Source organism: Flavobacterium paronense, from assembly GCF_030409795.1.
GTDB classification, from domain to species: domain Bacteria; phylum Bacteroidota; class Bacteroidia; order Flavobacteriales; family Flavobacteriaceae; genus Flavobacterium; species Flavobacterium paronense.
In genome coordinates, this window is record NZ_JAUFQN010000019.1 from 193,079 (window position 1) to 209,337 (window position 16,259).

Consider the following 16,259-nt stretch of genomic DNA (forward strand, 5'->3'; position numbering starts at 1 on the left):
TAAATTAAGAAATTATTTTATGAAAAATTGCCAAAATCGCCAAAGCTAGGATAAGCCAAATAGCATAATTTGAAGTATTTTGTAAATGAATTGAAATAAAATTTGATCTTTCGGTATATCTTTCTATTGCCCAAGCCACTGATGCTATGCCTGCAAATGATGCTCCAATAATTCTTATCCATTTATAAATCCTGAAAGGACTTAAATAGAGAAGCCAAGGCATTACCATGATAATAGCAAATAACTGCATTAGCTCAATTCCAACATTAAATCCTAATAAACTTAGAATTAATTTATTAGTTTCTAAATTTAAATTAGCTAGAATAGTTGCAAAAGCTAAACCGTGGATTAATCCAAAACCTGAAGCAATATATATTTCTTTATTTGGGAAAATAGGTTTTATAGCGTGTATTGCTGTAATCAAAATAGATAATGCAATGAGTATTTCAACCCATATTGTATTTGGAGTAATAAGTCCAAATGAGCCAATGAATAATGTTATAGAATGACCAATGGTAAATGCGGTTGCGATTTTTAAAATTCTAATTAAAGCGTATTTGATATTACCAGAACCAATCCACTTTTTATTTATCGAAATTAAAGGAGCTGAAAGGAGCAATACCAATAGGAAAAGCAAATGGTCGGTTCCTTCTGAAATATGTTTTATTCCTAAACTAACCATACTTTTAAAACCTTTCCAATTACTGCCTTTTTCTAATGAAATATGTAACGGATAAATAGTATTTGTGGGAACATCACGTTCAATTATTCCGATTTGTTGACAGTCATCGTGGATTCCGTTTTCCCAATCTGAATTTATATAAATTAAAGCTTGATGATTTGTTATTTCGTGCATTATAGCATCATAGTGGATAGTGAAGTCTCTGTAATTGGAATTTTTGTTTGGAATAAATTTTAATCTAAATATAATTTCGTTGTATTTTCCAACAAATGCTGCCGATGTTGATTGTATTTTATAATCAATTAATTCCATTTTCCAAAATAGATGATTTTTATCCTCTATCTGAATGTGTTTTGAAAAGTAGTTGGAATAAGGATAATTTTGATTTGTTGTGATTTTTGACTTAAAAGCAATTTCAAAATCCTGAAGTGGAATTTGAATTTTCATAGTAATGCTTTTAGATTGAACATTTAAAAATACAGATGTATTGGGTAAAGGATGCGACAAGACAACGTTTACCAATAGCAAACTAATCAAACAAATTATTTTTCGGAATTGTTTTTTCATAAATAAAAAAACCTTGCCATCTTTAATAGCAAGGTTTTAACCGTTATAAAGAGTTGTTATTTTTTAATTAGTTTACTTGAATTACTTCTTACGCCATTGGTTTCTATAAAGTAAATATATGTTCCCGAACTCAAATCGCTTAAATCAACAGTTAAAGAATTATTTCCTGCATTAAGGGAATTTTTATAAGGAGTTACAACTAATTTTCCATGCAAATCGTATAAGTTTATTTTGACAATTGCACTTTCTTTTAAGTTAAAATTGAAAGTTGTATTTTCAGTAACCGGATTTGGGAAGTTTGCAATTCTTGAAGCCAAACTAAAGTTAGTAGTACTTAACGGAGCTCCAGTGCCACCATAATCTTTAGCATGGTCACGCCATATAGAATGCGGATGTTTTGGCGATAATATAATCCCGTTTTGTGTAGAATATTCAATCCATACACTTGGACCGTCAATTCGGATATAATCATTTTGATTATTTAAAGTTGCAGTACCAGAGTAGACGATATATGTATTATCTATTTCGGCGGTATATTGTGTCATAAATGTAGCTGCACTCGTGTCGTCAACATCGTTTACATAGGTTGCAATTGCGTTTAAAATCAATTGTTTTTGAGAAGCAGTTAAAGTATTTGCTTGTAACCCTACTTTAGTAGTAGGAAACATCCAATCTTTTTGAGGGCCACATACTATATCCGTAAAAGTTGTTGTTAAATGTGCAGTTGTTAATTGTGTAGCGGTAAGTCCAGAAAGCATATTTACTAATGCTGTTTTCTCTTCTAACATAGGTTGATAAGTATTTCCGCCACTTGTGAATGAAGCATAAGGTTCGGTAGCAACAAACGATGGAGTCGCGCCAACTAAATTACCGTTGATATATGTATTGGAAACAGTTCTATGGTGTCCAGTCATTTGAATTTCAAATGTTCCAGTCATAGCAGGTGTTCCAAAAAATGAAATATAAAAATTACCTGCGCCATAATTTGTTCCGCCTCCATTTACTGACAAATAATCATCAGCTGCCCACAATCCTTGCACTTCATTATAGCCTTCTCCAATTGGAGTTCCTGTCATGGCTTGAACCAAAGCCTTGGCTGCAGCTAGTTGTGGCGCAGTTAAAGTTCCCATTTTTAAACCTAATCTTGCCGACATTGACGCAGGTAAATTAGACCAAGTTCTTGCATTAGTCAAGCTGTAGCTTAATTGTAAAGTTGTAATTTGACTTGCAGTTAAAGTTGCTTTAAAAGCATTTGCTAAATCAATAATTTCTTGAGTAGTAACTGTGGTTGTCGTATTTAAAGAAGATGTATTTACATTAAATTCAGTTGTTTTTAATTTGTTTGATGAACTGCTTTTAAGTCCAAAAAAAATTAAAATCCCCAAACTTAAAGTCAAAATGGAGTTGAATACTAATTTCATCGATAATTTATTTAAAATTTTCAGTTTACGAAAATCATAATAAAAAATAAGTCACTCAAATTTTAGCGACATATTAAAGAATTTCGGCGATGAATAGTAGTAACTACTTTAAAAAAATAGTATTAACCTCTTTTTCATAGCTTATTCCAATTGGAATTTCAATTGATTTTAATATAATTTTCTTATCTCTAATGATTTTTATTTCTGAAATAGGAAGTATGAAGGAACGATGTACTCTTATAAAATGGTTAGTTGGTAAAAGAGTGAGCATTTCTATCATCGTCATTCGCGTTACGATTTGATTTTCATTTTTACAAATGATAGTTAAATAGTCAGCTTGACTTTCTATATGCTGAATTTCGGACAAGTAAATTTTAATTAAGCGATAATCAGACCGAACAAAAATTGCTTTTTCTTCTTGATTTTCAAGAGAAATTTTAGACTTTACTTTTTTTATAGCTAAAAGAAAACGATCCAATTCAAATGGTTTCAATAAATAGTCAATGGCATTGAGATTATAGCTTTCTACAGCATATTCGCTATGGGCTGTAATAAAAATGGCTTCGGTATTTTGATTAATTTCTTTTAAAACTTCAATTCCGGATATGTTTGGCATATTAATATCCAAAAAAATTAAATCAACAGGGAATTTACGAAGGTATTTTAAAGCTTCTTTTGGATTAGTGAATTTTTTAACTAAATCTACTTCATTAGTTTGAAGACAAAAAGCATCAATCAATTCTAATGAGAGTGGTTCATCATCCAATGCAATAGCTTTTATCATCTTAAATTTATTTTTAGAATAACAGTAAAATTATGCTCTGTTTCGATAATATCTAATTGATGTTTGTTTGCATATAATAAATCAAGTCTTTTTTTGGTGTTTGTAATCCCTATTTCTGTAGAAGTTTCTTGTGGGCTTCTGTTTAATTTTTTGTTGTTACTTTCAAAATATAAATTACCATTTGTGTTTTTAATTTCTATTCTAATTTCAGCATTTTCATCAGATGACATACCAAATTTAAAAGCATTTTCTACAAATGGGATAAAAATCAAAGGAATAATTATATCGTTTGGATACTTATTTTCAGACTCGAAAAGTATTGAACAGGTGTTGCCCAAGCGGATTTTTTGTAAAGCAATATAATTAGTTACGAACAGAATTTCTTTATCTAATAAAACAAATTCCCTTTCTATTTCGGTTATACTATAGCGCATCATACCTGATAATTTTACAATTGCACTTGGCGTTTCTTCCGATTTTTTTACTGATAAGGCATAAATACTATTCAGCGTATTAAACAAAAAATGGGGATTAATTTGTCCTTTCAAAAAAGAAAGTTGTGAATTTTTTATTTCAATTTGAGCTTCTTTTAATCGATGATTTATTCGCATGGAATAAGTAATAAAATATATAGCAACAAATAAAAATAAGGTTATTTGAGAGTTAATTAAAAAGGTGAAATTATGTTTAGAAGTTGTGAAATTATTTAAGATGATATCGGGTAATAAACTTAAAAATAAAAAAAACAGTAAGCTTATTATGACTACAAGGTATCTTTTTTTAAAATAAAATTTCGGAATGATATAATAATAATTAATATAGAAAAAGGCCAATAAAACAAGGTTAGTAGCTTCTTTTCTAACTATTAAATAATCTCCAATTTTTGACCCAAATTCTGCTCTGTGTGGAGGGGTTAGTAAAAAAGGTATAACTAAAAATGTTACGCAAATTATTAAATGAAAGACAATTTTGTTTTTAGTATACATAGTATTACTTTATCTCAAAAATAAAATAAATTACTTTATAACACTTTATTTAGCGAAGTATATGCCAAAAGTATCGATATGTTGTTTTAAACCCAACACAGTTTATGTTTGGATTGATAAGTTAAAAACAACACTAGCTATTTCCTTAACAACCTGCTTTTCATTTTACTAAAAAATTCCGGTGTGACACCAATATAAGAAGCAATTTGTTTTTGAGGCACTTTTTGAATTAAAGTTGGATACTTTTTACAGAATTTTTCAAAGCGCTCTTCGGCTGATAAGCTAAGGTTATCCATCAGACGTTCTTGGTGAGCTACCAGAGAATTTTCGGTTAGTATTCTGAAAAAGCGTTCGAGTTTTGGAATTTCAAGATAGAGTTGCTCTTGATTTTCTTTGGATAATAAAACCACTTCAGCATCTTCTAAAACTTCTATAAAGAGATTACCGGGTTTCTGAGAAAGCAAACTATACATATCGCCAATCCACCAACCTTCGCAAGCAAAACTCAACACATGCTCAACAATATTATCATTGATGTTGAAACTTCGTAGCAAACCTGAATTAACAAAATAGGAATATTTACAAACTTCACCGGCATTGAGAATTATGGTTTTAGATTTGTAAAGTTTGGTCTCTGTCTTAGATAAAAAAAGCAACGCTTCTTCGGGAGTTAAAGAAATGTGTTTCGAAATGTTTTGTATTATCAAACTCATACTCCCAAAAGTACAATAAAACTAAAAGATAAAAAAAGCGGTCCCTTTTTATGATGAGACCGCTTGTGCTTTTTAGTGTTTATGTCCTTCGTGTTCGTCGTGAACTTCTGTAGGGAGTAATTTAAATTCACTCGCTACAAACCGGTCATTTTTTATTTCACCCACAACTTCTGCTTTTCTAATAGCGGAACAAAAACCATCAGCGGCGTGAGCATCTCCATGTTTGTTGATATCGGTTCCGTCAACAAAATAGGATTTTCCGTCGATACGAACCGCTAAATCGCAACCGCCTTTGCCTTTCATTCCAAATTGGCATTGACCGCAAGCAGCTTCTACGATTTGTGTTTTTGGTTTTTCTTGTGCATTTACAGCAATGCAAACAAAAAGTACAAGAATTGAAATTACTTTCTTCATAATAGTATAGTTTAAGATAAAGATTCCTTGATTCTATTGAAAGCTTCAGTTAATAATTCTTCACTGGTTGCATAAGAAATTCGGATGCAATTCGGATTACCGAAAGCGTCACCAGTCACAGTGGCAACATTGGCTTCAGATAATAAATACATAGAAAAATCGTCTGCATTGTTAATCACTTTTCCGCGTAATGTTTTTCCAAAAAATGAAGAAACATCAGGGAAAACATAAAATGCACCTTCAGGAACATTTAATTTTAATCCGGGAATTTTTTTGGTTAAACCAACCACTAAATCCCTACGGTTTTTAAATGCTGAAACCATTTCGTTTAATACTTTTGGATCGGCATCAACAGCAGTAATTGTGGCTCTTTGCGCAATTGAATTGGCTCCGGAAGTAACTTGTCCTTGCATTTTGGTACAGGCTTTTGCAATAAATTCAGGTGCTCCAATGTAACCAATTCTCCAGCCAGTCATAGCAAAAGCTTTGGCAACACCATTCACAGTAATTGTTCTTTCAAACAATCCCGGAATAGAACCAATACTACAAAACGTTCCAGAGAAATTGATGTGTTCGTAGATTTCGTCAGAAACGATATAAATGTTTGGATACTTTTCTAAAACTTTACCAATAGCAGTCAACTCTTCGCGATTGTATACTGAGCCACTAGGATTGCATGGCGAACTAAACCACATCATTTTGGTTTTTGGTGTAATGGCTTTTTCCAATTGTTCTGCTGTTATTTTAAAATCAGTTTCTACAGAAGTTGGCACTTCAACAGGTACACCACCGGATAATTTGATAATTTCAAAATAGGAAACCCAGTATGGCGCAGGTAGAATCACTTCATCACCATCATTCAGCATTACTTGAGCTATATTGTACAACGATTGTTTGGCACCAGTTGAAACCACTATGTTTGCTGGTTTATAATCTAAATTATTATCGCGTTTGAATTTTCTACAAATGGCTTCTTTTAGCTCAGCGTATCCATCAACAGGTGAGTAAGTACTGTAGTTTTCGTCAATCGCTTTTTTAGCTGCTTCTTTGATAAAATCGGGTGTGTTGAAATCAGGTTCCCCCAAACTTAAACTGATGATGTCTTTTCCTTGGGATTTTAATTCTCTTGCCAATGCTGCCATTGCAAGTGTTTGTGATGTAGATAAATTATTAATTCTGTCCGATAAAATACTCATTGTGTCGTTAATTATGTTAAATAAAGAAACGCCAGTTAAGGCGTCTTTTGTTAGGTATTAGGCTAATTGTGGTTGTCTTCCGAGTTCCCTTAGATGTTTAAAATGTGAGGCAATTGCTGCTCTTGTTGTCTTGAATTCGTAGTATGGAAGTTCACATTCTTTGGCAGTTTGTTTTACGATTTCGGCAATTTTACCATAATGAACGTGGCTAATATTTGGAAATAAGTGATGCTCTACTTGATGATTTAATCCGCCAGTGTAATAATTTACTAACCAATTTTTAGGAGCAAAATTAGCGGTTGTAAACAACTGATGAATTGCCCAAGTATTTTCAATTTCTCCATTTTCGTCCGGAATTGGATTTTCAGTCTCTTCAACTACGTGAGCCAATTGGAAAACCACACTCAAGATAACGCCTGCAGTGTAATGCATTACCAAAAAGCCTAAAACTACTTTCCACCATGTAATTCCCATAACCATTGGAGCCACTATCCAAATCGAGAAATAGATTACTTTAGTGATAATTAAAGTTGTCCAACGAATAGCAGGTTTTTTGAATTCGCCATAAGATAGATTTCTTTTCAAATAACGTTTCATTTGAAGGAAATCCGTAGTAATTGCCCAGTTAAAAGTTAGTAATCCGTATAAGAAAACAGAATATAAATGCTGAAATTTATGCAATTTATACCATTTAGCTTCTTTGGTAAAACGCATAATTCTTCCTGCTTCTAAATCTTCATCATGCCCTAGAATATTAGTATAAGTATGATGCAAAACATTGTGTTGTACTTGCCAGTTGTAGACATTTCCGGCCAAAATATAAATGCTTCCGCCCATAAATTTATTAACCCAAGATTTTGAAGAGTAAGCTCCGTGATTTCCATCGTGCATTACATTCATTCCGACTCCGGCCATTCCAACACCAATAACAACATTAAGTAGAAGATACACCCAAAAAGGCATGTCCATTGCTAATAAAAAGAAATAAGGGGTTAAGAAAATTGAGAACATGACGATTGTTTTCAAATGCAATTTCCAGTTTCCGGTTCTGTCAAGATTGTTTTCCTTGAAATAATTATTAACTCTCGAATTTAAGGTACGGAAAAATTTTAAATTATCGTTTTTAGAAAATATTGGGGTTGTAGTATCCATTTAGTGTATTTCAAATTTATGACAAAGATAATTATTATAATTTTTTAAAGATTATAAACAAATCATAATTATCAACCAAAAGCATTATTTTTGTTGAAAATTCACTTTATGGAAGAAATCATCAAACAATTTCCTAATCTTACTGAAAATCAAATATTACAGTTTCAGAAATTGGGTGCCTTATACCATGATTGGAATGCCAAAATTAATGTGATTTCGCGAAAAGATATTGATGAATTATATACCAAACACGTTTTACATTCTTTGGCTATTGCCAAAATTCAACCATTTGAACCTGGAACCTATATTTTAGATGTTGGTACTGGTGGCGGTTTTCCTGGAATTCCATTGGCGATTTTATTTCCTGAAACCCGTTTTTATTTAATTGATGTAATTCTGAAAAAAATCAACGTAGTGAATGCTGTTGCCGTAGCGTTGGAATTAAAAAATGTAAAAGCGGAACAAATAAGAGCTTCCGAAGTTAAAGGCGATTATGACTTTATAGTGAGTAGGGCTGTAACCAATATGCCCGATTTTGTCTCTTGGATAAAAGACAAAATCAAAAAGCAAAATAAACACGCTTTAAAAAACGGAATCCTTTATTTAAAAGGAGGAGATTTAACAGAGGAATTAAAAGATTTTCCTATGGCAACCGAATATAATATTGCTGATTTTTTAAAAGATGAATTCTTTGAGACCAAAAAAGTGGTACATGTGCCATTGAAATTTAAAGCATAAAAAAGCCCTGAATTACAGGGCTTTTTAGTATTAACTTTTTACAATTTTCTTCTTTATGCTTCTGCTTTCACTTTCGATAGTGATAAGATAAATTCCTTTGGTTAAAGATACTGGAATTTCAAATGTTCCGTTTATCGTTTCATTTTTTGCTTGATAAATAGTTTTCCCGAGCATATCGGTAACACTAATTGTAGCATTGTCAATAGTGCTTGATGTATTTATTTCAATAGTGGTTTCAACAGGGTTTTTTACCCAAACCGACTCAAGTGTATTGTGAGCATTTCCCAAAACGGGCATTGTACCTATTTCAATTGTCGTATCGTTTTGGTTGATTCCAGCCGCCGAAGCAACAACAACAGTGTTAAGGCTTCTTAACTTAAAATTGTTCGTAGGATCGGTTGGTTCATAATAGGCGTAGGTAGTCTGAGAAGCTGTTCCTACCGGGAAGATACTTAGATATAAAGTAACCGAAAGCACTGTTTTTAATCGGGTTACATTTCCTGAATAACTGTAATCAGGTAAATTTAAAACACCATAACCATCTACTGTCGTTGTCAATGTACCTGAAAACGTTCCCGAATTAGTTCCGTAGACATAGTTTCCACTAACATTATTATCAGTATTAGTAAACGGATAAACCATTGGAAAAGCTCCTAAAGTTGCATTACCTGCGCCATTACTGCCACCATTGAAATTAATAGTTAAGCCTGTTGAATTTAATCCTGTAATTGAAACAGTCGCTGCAGTGTTTTTGGTAAACATCCTGCCTTCTGTTGTTGTAGCACCTTGAGTTGAAGAGGTTACTATAACATTATTAGTTCCCGGATAAGTTGAAGATTCTGTACTTGTTGGCGCAACATTAGTATAGGTTGAAGTACCGAGACTAAGGAAACCGGCAAATGTCCATGTTTGATCAATGCCACCAGAACCGTGGCTTAGTGCATTTGGATTAGTAACCGCTGTGCTTACAAAGCCATTACTGTTATAAAAAGAATTTATCTGATGTTGAGCAAATCCAATATTAGCTGTTACCAGTAAGGATAAAAGTAATTTTATTTTCATAATCGTTTTTTAAGAAATTGACATTAAGTTATTTGTATTCAAATGTATAAAAAAAGTCCAAGTTTTTACTTGGACTTTAAATTTTTCCTTTTCAAAAGGATAAGTTGGTTTTATTCTCCTAAAAACGGATAACGATAATCCTCTGGAGTAACCATTGTTTCTTTGATAGTTCTTGGGGAAACCCAACGTAATAGGTTTTGCATTGAACCTGCTTTGTCATTTGTTCCTGATGCTCTTGCGCCACCAAAGGGTTGCATTCCAACAACGGCTCCAGTTGGTTTGTCATTAATGTAAAAGTTTCCAGCACTATTTTGTAAAGCCAAAGTAGCTTCTTCAATGGCATATCGATCTTGACTAAAAATGGCTCCGGTCAAAGCATATTCTGATGTTCCGTCAACTAACGTTAATGTTTCCTTCCAATTAGCATCTTCATACACATAAATTGTCATTACGGGTCCAAAAAGCTCCGTTTCCATAGTAGCATACTTTGGATTCGATGTAACAATTATTGTTGGTTCAATGAAATATCCTTTTGATTTATCGTAATTACCACCAACGATAATTTCGGCATCAGTATCAGTTTTTGCTTGATCAATTGCATTAGCCAATTTGTCAAATGAACCTTCATGAATTACCGCTGTAATAAAGTTTCCAAAATCTTCAGGTGAACCCATTTTCATCGACTTCACATCACTAATTAATTGCTCTTTAACGGCAGGCCAAATACTTAGTGGAATATAAGCTCTTGAAGCAGCCGAACATTTTTGTCCTTGAAATTCAAAAGCACCACGCGTAATACCGGTAACGACTTGTTTTACATTCGCGCTTGGATGCGCTAAAACGAAATCTTTTCCGCCTGTTTCTCCAACAATTCTTGGATATGTTTTATAACTGTGAATGTTAGTTCCGATTTTTTTCCAGATTTCCTTGAATACAAATGTAGAACCTGTATAATGAACACCAGCAAAATCTGGATGAGCCAAAATGGTATCCGTAATCATAACAGGATCACCAAACACAACATTGATAACGCCATCAGGAACACCTGCTTCTTTAAAAACATCAATAATAATCTTTGCTGAAAAAACCTGGCTGTCACTTGGTTTCCAAACTACAGTATTACCCATTAAAGCGGCACTTGCCGGTAAGTTTGCAGCAATAGCTGTGAAATTAAATGGCGTAATGGCATAAATAAATCCTTCTAACGGACGATATTCCACTCGGTTCCAAACGTCAGAAATTGATTTTGGTTGGTCGTTATAAATTTGTGTCATGAATTCTACATTGTAACGTAGGAAGTCAATCAATTCACAAGATGCATCAATTTCAGCCTGATAAATAGTTTTTGATTGTGCAATCATTGTTGCTGCATTAATCCTTGCGCGATAAGGACCAGCAATTAATTCAGCAGCCTTCAAAAAGATGGCAGCACGTTGTTCCCATGCCATGTTTGCCCATTTTTTTCTCGCTTCAAGAGCAGAGGCAATCGCTTTTTCAATATGTTTTTTTTCTGCCAAATGATAAGTTCCAACCACATGTTGATGATCATGTGGAGCAGACATGTTTCGTGTATTTCCGGTGCGAATTTCTTCTTTACCAATATAGTTTGGAACATCAATAGTTTCGTTCCACATTTTTTTGTAAGCAGCTAAAACGGCTGCTTTTTCAGGAGAATTTGGAGCGTATGATTTTACGGGTTCATTAACCGCTTTTGGTACATGAAAAAAACCTTTTGGCATATTTAGATTATTAGATTGTTAGACATCTTAGATTATTAGATAACAGGCATCAAAATGACGACACAAAAGTACAAAGGAAATTTTGAATTTTTAATAAGAGGCATTGACATTAATTCAAAGCAAATGGAGCACTTAATTTAAATGTTGGCACAATAACTTTGAAAGTTTTGGTAGTGGTGAAGTTAATCATATCAAAATAACCACTCATCGCTCCAAAAGGCGAGGCCAGCAGACAGCCTGAATTGTAGGTGTGTTTTTCGCCTGGTTTTAACACAGGTTTTTTACCAATTACACCTTCGCCGTCAACAATTTCAATAGTGTTGAGAGAATCTAAAATTTCCCAATGACGAGTATTTAATTGAACAGAATCTTTACTGTGATTTTCGATAGTAATTTCATAACTAAAAGCAAAATGAAGTTTGTAGTTCTTGAAGTAAGTGCCTTCAAAACTAGTCAAAACCGAAATCTTTATGCCTCTTGTTATTTGGGTAACCATAATTAAGATTATAAAACGAACTCAAAATTACAAAAAATAATGGTCTGTAGAATAAATGAGTGTTAATTTTTAGTTAGTTATATCTACTGAACTTGCAATTCCTTTTCCAATAATTCTGTCATAACGTTGATTATTTTCTTTATAATATACTAACACGAAATAATTATTCTCTGTTTGAAAAAAATTGCCGTCAACAGCATTTTCCTCATCAATTTTACCATTGGCATCAGCAATTACATATTGATAATTGGTGAAACCTTGTTTTATCATGAGCGCTTTTTCGTAGATTCCTTTTTCAGCATTGTACTCCATCTTGTTTTCATCGTTCAATGCAAAATTGTTAAACATGCCATTAATGTAAATTGATTTTTTCCCGAAGTCTGGAGCTGAAAGAGAGAAGAAAACCCAAGCATAATCTGCTTCAATTTCATTATTTTGAACTCCAATATTTTTCACTATAAAGTTGCCGTTAATATCTGGGAAATAGGTGTAAGGAAAATTTGCTCTAGATTGCTCTAAATATAGATGAGCATTATAAATACCACCTTTTGAATCTATAGTCGCAATACTATTATTGGCTGCTCGAATATCTTTGTTTTCAAAAAAATGAAATTCATTTCCAGCCCAAAACTGGGTTTCTGTATCATATTTATAAATCAAATCATTGCCAATAGTGTATTGAGGTTTGATATTAGTTATTGCATTATCAAATTTTCCGTTTTGCATTAGCATTACTTTTACATTATTCAACGGACTTTGAAAATTAATAGTTGTCGATTTAATTGCAAAATCCAAATTGTGTTTTTGTTCAACAACATCCAATTTGCGGGCTCTTTTTATTTGTATTGGCACTGAAACTAACTCTTCATAAAGAATAAATTTTCTTGAAAACACCACTTCTTTATCTTCATTTAAAATCTTTATAACATAATTTCCACTCACTCTTAATTGGGTAAGTCTATTTGGAAATGAAATACGGTAATGTGAATAAATTTGAAGAGAATTAAACGAATTGGTATAGTCTTGAATTCGTTGGTCGTCAAAACCGTTTAGGTATTCAGCTTTAGCCAGTTGAGAAGGTTTCCAGTCATAATCGCAATGTGTTATGGTGTAATAATAATTGGCTTCATTGCCATACAAATCATCAAATTGTATTTGAAATCCATCACCTAGTCGAAATATAGGTAAAGCATTTTGATTGTTTTGAACAAAACTAATTGTTTTAATATTATATGGTGGAGAGATTTCTTTTTCAGCTTGTGAAAACACAACTAATGAAATTAGAGAAAAACTAAAAGCAAACAATATATTTTTAAACATAAATTATAATTTAAGAAAGTAAAGGTAGCAAAATTTACTAACCACAATTATACCAATTATAATAATAAGTTAAAAAATTGTAAGTTTTTACATTGAAACACAATATTTATATAAATTTGACGTTATCCATTTACAAATAATTAAACAGTAAACAAATGAAACAAACCAACAAGATTTTATTGCTTTTATTCTTTTTGCCTTTTTATTTATTGGCTCAAAACATCCAAAATGATTCGAAAATTCCATTTGACCCTAATGTTAAAAAAGGAGTACTTAAAAATGGTTTAACTTACTACATCAGAAAAAACGCCAAACCTGAAAACAAAGTTGATTTACGATTAATTGTCAATGCGGGTTCAATTCTCGAAAATGATGACCAACAAGGATTAGCGCATTTTATGGAACACATGAATTTTAATGGAACTAAGCGATTCCCAAAGAATCAGTTGGTGGATTACCTTCAAAGTATTGGAGTGAAATTTGGACAACACTTGAATGCTTATACCAGTTTTGATGAAACAGTTTATTTCTTGCCAATTCCATCTGATAATCCAGAGAAACTTGAAAAAGGATTTCAAATCATTGAAGATTGGGCGTTTAATGCGAACTTAACACCAGAAGAAATAGATAAAGAAAGAGGTGTTGTTTTGGAAGAATATAGATTAGGATTAGGTGCTGATAAAAGAATGGAAGATAAATATATTCCGAAAATGATGTACAATTCACAGTATGCTAATCGTCTACCAATCGGAAAAAAAGACATATTGGAAAATTTCAAATACGATAGAATTATCAGTTTTTACAAAGATTGGTATCGTCCTGATTTGATGGCTGTTATTATTGTTGGAGATATTGATGTGGCCGAAATGGAAAAGAAAGTTTTAGCACATTTTGATGGTTATAAAAATCCTGAAAATGAAAAACCAAGAAAGACCTTTGAAGTGCCTAATCACAAAGAAACCTTTGTTTGTATTGAAAGTGATAAAGAAGCATCGCAAACGCAAATACAATTGTTGTATAAAGATTACGCATTGCCAAAAAGACCAATTAAAATCAGTGATTGCAAAGACGAATTAGTTGAAGGGCTTTTTACAACCATGTTAAATAATAGATTGAATGAGCTAACGAATTCACCAAATCCACCTTTTACCTATGGGTTTTCATACCATGGAGGTACGTTTGCCAGATTAAAAGAAGGATACCAATCTTTTGCAATGGTTGATGAGAACAAACAAATTTCTGCTTTAAAAGTTTTGGTTACCGAGAACGAAAGAGTTAAAAAATTTGGCTTTACTGAAGGAGAATTAAAAAGAGCAAAAACAGATATACTTGCCCAATTGGAAAGCTCATTTAAGGATAAAGAAAAGAAAGAGTCAGAAAATTATGTTTGGGCTTGTCAGTCAAATTTTCTTGATAATGAACCAATGGCCGGAATTGAATGGGATTTCGAAACAACAAAAACACTTATGCCTTCTGTTGATTTAAATGCAGTTAATGCTTTAATTAAAGATTATATAAAAGAAGACAATAGGGTTGTTGTAATTACGGCACCAGAAAAAGAAGGGCTTAAAAAAGTTACAGAAAAAGAAGTTTTGGAAACTTTAAAGGTAAATATTGCCGATTTAAAACCATACGAAGATAAAGCTGTTGCAGAGAAGTTACTTAAAATTGTTCCAACTCCGGGCACAATTGTAAGTAAAGTTAAAAATGACAAAATTGGCTCTACAACGTTGACTTTATCAAACGGAGCTAAAGTAACTTATAAAAAGACCGATTTCAAGAATGAAGAAATTTTAATTGAGGCTATAAGCTATGGAGGTTCAAATCTTTACAGTAATGAAGAAATCAAAAAAACACAATTTGCCAACAATGGCTTGACCGATGCAGGTTTTTCGGGATTAAAACAAAACGATATTGATAAATTCATGTCTGGTAAAATAGCTAGGATTTCGCCTTACATTAGTAATACTACTGAAGGAATTAGAGGCGAATCTACACCAAAAGATTTAGAATATGCGATGCAAATGATCTATGGTTACTTTACAGATTTGAATTTTGACCCAGAAGCATTTGATGGTTATAAACAAAAACAAAGTGCCTTTTATGATAATTTAATTGCCCAGCCAAACTTTTATTTTCAACAAGAGTTTTACACTTATTTGAATAAAGAAAATCCAAGATGGAACGGAATAGTTCCAACAGCAGAAAAATGGGCAGCTACAGATTATAAATTAGCGTACTACAAATTTAAAGAACGTTTTGCCAATGCCAGTGATTTTGAATTTTTCTTCATAGGAAATGTGGATGAATCAAAAATAGAAGAATATGCCAAAATATATATTGCTTCTTTACCGTCAAACAATACTAAAGAAGATGCCAAGGATTTAGGGTATAGAATGCTAAAAGGCGATCTAAAAAAAGTTGTAAATAAAGGAACTGATCCAAAAAGTAATGTTACTATTATGTATTATGGCGAAGCACCTTATTCCACAAAAGAAGCTACTGCATTAACTGCATTGGGAGAAGTGTTAACTATTAAATTATTAGAAGAATTAAGAGAGAATGAAAGCGGTGTTTATGGAATTTCAGCCCGAGGAAGCATGAATAAAGTTCCTTATGGTTCTTATAATTTTAATATTGGTTTCCCATGCGGTCCTGAAAATGCAGAAAAATTAACTGCTTCAGCGTTAAATGAATTGCAAAAAATCATAGATAATGGTCCGGAAGAAAAAGACATCAATAAATACAAAGAAGCAGAAGCTTTAGAGTATAAAAAGAAAATGAAAGAAAACCGTTATTGGATGACCAATTTCACTAAATCGTATGTTAATGGTTCAAATCCTGAAGATATCTTAATCGCTTCTGAAAATGTAAAAGCAGTTACTGCAAAAGAAATACAAGACGTGGCAAAAAAATACCTGACAAAGGATAAAACTATAGGAATATTAATGCCTGAAGTAAAATAATAATAGGTTGCATAAAAAAACCT

General features: G+C 32.3%; 14 protein-coding genes. 2 read left to right on the top strand and 12 right to left on the bottom strand.

The window, feature by feature from the left end; genetic code table 11:
* Positions 1-4 precede the first annotated feature (4 nt).
* The 8 genes from QWY90_RS02450 to QWY90_RS02485 all read right to left on the bottom strand — a co-directional run bounded on the left by QWY90_RS02450 (position 5) and on the right by QWY90_RS02485 (position 7,915).
* Complete coding sequence (locus tag QWY90_RS02450; protein ID WP_290284247.1) at positions 5-1,129, bottom strand: HupE/UreJ family protein; 1,125 nt, start codon at positions 1,127-1,129, stop codon at positions 5-7.
* A 176-nt stretch (positions 1,130-1,305) separates the two neighbouring features.
* On the bottom strand, positions 1,306-2,670 hold the full coding sequence (locus tag QWY90_RS02455) for a DUF3500 domain-containing protein (RefSeq protein WP_290284248.1): 1,365 nt from the start codon (positions 2,668-2,670) through the stop codon (positions 1,306-1,308).
* Between the two features lie 103 nt (positions 2,671-2,773).
* On the bottom strand, positions 2,774-3,454 hold the full coding sequence (locus QWY90_RS02460; RefSeq protein ID WP_290284249.1) for a LytR/AlgR family response regulator transcription factor: 681 nt from the start codon (positions 3,452-3,454) through the stop codon (positions 2,774-2,776).
* Entirely contained in the window at positions 3,451-4,440 is a 990-nt protein-coding gene (locus QWY90_RS02465; protein WP_290284250.1) for a sensor histidine kinase, read from the bottom strand. The genes QWY90_RS02460 and QWY90_RS02465 overlap by 4 nt, the downstream gene beginning before the upstream one ends.
* A 137-nt stretch (positions 4,441-4,577) precedes the next feature.
* Positions 4,578-5,153, bottom strand: coding sequence for a Crp/Fnr family transcriptional regulator (locus QWY90_RS02470; protein ID WP_290284251.1), 576 nt, complete (start codon positions 5,151-5,153; stop codon positions 4,578-4,580).
* Between the two features lie 72 nt (positions 5,154-5,225).
* On the bottom strand, positions 5,226-5,567 hold the full coding sequence (locus tag QWY90_RS02475) for a DUF6370 family protein (RefSeq protein WP_290284252.1): 342 nt from the start codon (positions 5,565-5,567) through the stop codon (positions 5,226-5,228).
* An 11-nt stretch (positions 5,568-5,578) separates the two neighbouring features.
* Complete coding sequence (locus QWY90_RS02480; protein WP_290284253.1) at positions 5,579-6,763, bottom strand: pyridoxal phosphate-dependent aminotransferase; 1,185 nt, start codon at positions 6,761-6,763, stop codon at positions 5,579-5,581.
* A gap of 57 nt (positions 6,764-6,820) precedes the next feature.
* A complete protein-coding gene (locus QWY90_RS02485; protein ID WP_290284255.1) occupies positions 6,821-7,915 on the bottom strand; it encodes a fatty acid desaturase family protein in 1,095 nt (364 codons plus the stop codon).
* A gap of 108 nt (positions 7,916-8,023) precedes the next feature.
* On the opposite strand from QWY90_RS02485, the gene rsmG reads away from it, so the two are divergent.
* Positions 8,024-8,653 carry a 16S rRNA (guanine(527)-N(7))-methyltransferase RsmG gene (gene rsmG / locus QWY90_RS02490; protein ID WP_290284256.1) on the top strand — a complete coding sequence of 210 codons (630 nt, stop codon included), beginning with the start codon at positions 8,024-8,026 and terminating at the stop codon, positions 8,651-8,653.
* A gap of 30 nt (positions 8,654-8,683) precedes the next feature.
* Here the strand turns inward: rsmG and QWY90_RS02495 are convergent, their stop codons facing one another.
* The 4 genes from QWY90_RS02495 to QWY90_RS02510 form a co-directional block, all read right to left on the bottom strand.
* Positions 8,684-9,715: a T9SS type A sorting domain-containing protein gene (locus QWY90_RS02495; protein ID WP_290284257.1), complete on the bottom strand. Its 1,032-nt coding sequence runs from the start codon at positions 9,713-9,715 to the stop codon at positions 8,684-8,686.
* A 110-nt stretch (positions 9,716-9,825) separates the two neighbouring features.
* Positions 9,826-11,454: an L-glutamate gamma-semialdehyde dehydrogenase gene (pruA, locus tag QWY90_RS02500; protein WP_290284258.1), complete on the bottom strand. Its 1,629-nt coding sequence runs from the start codon at positions 11,452-11,454 to the stop codon at positions 9,826-9,828.
* Positions 11,455-11,563: 109 nt separating this feature from the next.
* Positions 11,564-11,950: a Co2+/Mg2+ efflux facilitator ApaG/CorD gene (gene apaG / locus QWY90_RS02505; protein ID WP_290284259.1), complete on the bottom strand. Its 387-nt coding sequence runs from the start codon at positions 11,948-11,950 to the stop codon at positions 11,564-11,566.
* A 69-nt stretch (positions 11,951-12,019) separates the two neighbouring features.
* A complete protein-coding gene (locus tag QWY90_RS02510) occupies positions 12,020-13,270 on the bottom strand; it encodes a type IX secretion system plug protein (RefSeq protein ID WP_290284260.1) in 1,251 nt (416 codons plus the stop codon).
* 155 nt (positions 13,271-13,425) lie between these two features.
* On the opposite strand from QWY90_RS02510, the gene QWY90_RS02515 reads away from it, so the two are divergent.
* Positions 13,426-16,236, top strand: coding sequence for a M16 family metallopeptidase (locus QWY90_RS02515; RefSeq protein WP_290284261.1), 2,811 nt, complete (start codon positions 13,426-13,428; stop codon positions 16,234-16,236).
* Positions 16,237-16,259 lie beyond the last annotated feature (23 nt).

What these genes read in the sequence shown, in the direction of transcription:
- QWY90_RS02455 (WP_290284248.1), bottom strand. Translation starts at nt 2,670, where the DNA reads ATGAAATTAGTATTCAACTCCATTTTGACTTTAAGTTTGGGGATTTTA.
- rsmG (WP_290284256.1), top strand. Translation starts at nt 8,024, where the DNA reads ATGGAAGAAATCATCAAACAATTTCCTAATCTTACTGAAAATCAAATA.
- QWY90_RS02485 (WP_290284255.1), bottom strand. Translation starts at nt 7,915, where the DNA reads ATGGATACTACAACCCCAATATTTTCTAAAAACGATAATTTAAAATTT.
- QWY90_RS02475 (WP_290284252.1), bottom strand. Translation starts at nt 5,567, where the DNA reads ATGAAGAAAGTAATTTCAATTCTTGTACTTTTTGTTTGCATTGCTGTA.
- QWY90_RS02480 (WP_290284253.1), bottom strand. Translation starts at nt 6,763, where the DNA reads ATGAGTATTTTATCGGACAGAATTAATAATTTATCTACATCACAAACA.
- apaG (WP_290284259.1), bottom strand. Translation starts at nt 11,950, where the DNA reads ATGGTTACCCAAATAACAAGAGGCATAAAGATTTCGGTTTTGACTAGT.
- QWY90_RS02515 (WP_290284261.1), top strand. Translation starts at nt 13,426, where the DNA reads ATGAAACAAACCAACAAGATTTTATTGCTTTTATTCTTTTTGCCTTTT.
- QWY90_RS02510 (WP_290284260.1), bottom strand. Translation starts at nt 13,270, where the DNA reads ATGTTTAAAAATATATTGTTTGCTTTTAGTTTTTCTCTAATTTCATTA.
- QWY90_RS02460 (WP_290284249.1), bottom strand. Translation starts at nt 3,454, where the DNA reads ATGATAAAAGCTATTGCATTGGATGATGAACCACTCTCATTAGAATTG.
- QWY90_RS02495 (WP_290284257.1), bottom strand. Translation starts at nt 9,715, where the DNA reads ATGAAAATAAAATTACTTTTATCCTTACTGGTAACAGCTAATATTGGA.
- QWY90_RS02465 (WP_290284250.1), bottom strand. Translation starts at nt 4,440, where the DNA reads ATGTATACTAAAAACAAAATTGTCTTTCATTTAATAATTTGCGTAACA.
- QWY90_RS02450 (WP_290284247.1), bottom strand. Translation starts at nt 1,129, where the DNA reads ATGAAAATTCAAATTCCACTTCAGGATTTTGAAATTGCTTTTAAGTCA.
- QWY90_RS02470 (WP_290284251.1), bottom strand. Translation starts at nt 5,153, where the DNA reads ATGAGTTTGATAATACAAAACATTTCGAAACACATTTCTTTAACTCCC.
- pruA (WP_290284258.1), bottom strand. Translation starts at nt 11,454, where the DNA reads ATGCCAAAAGGTTTTTTTCATGTACCAAAAGCGGTTAATGAACCCGTA.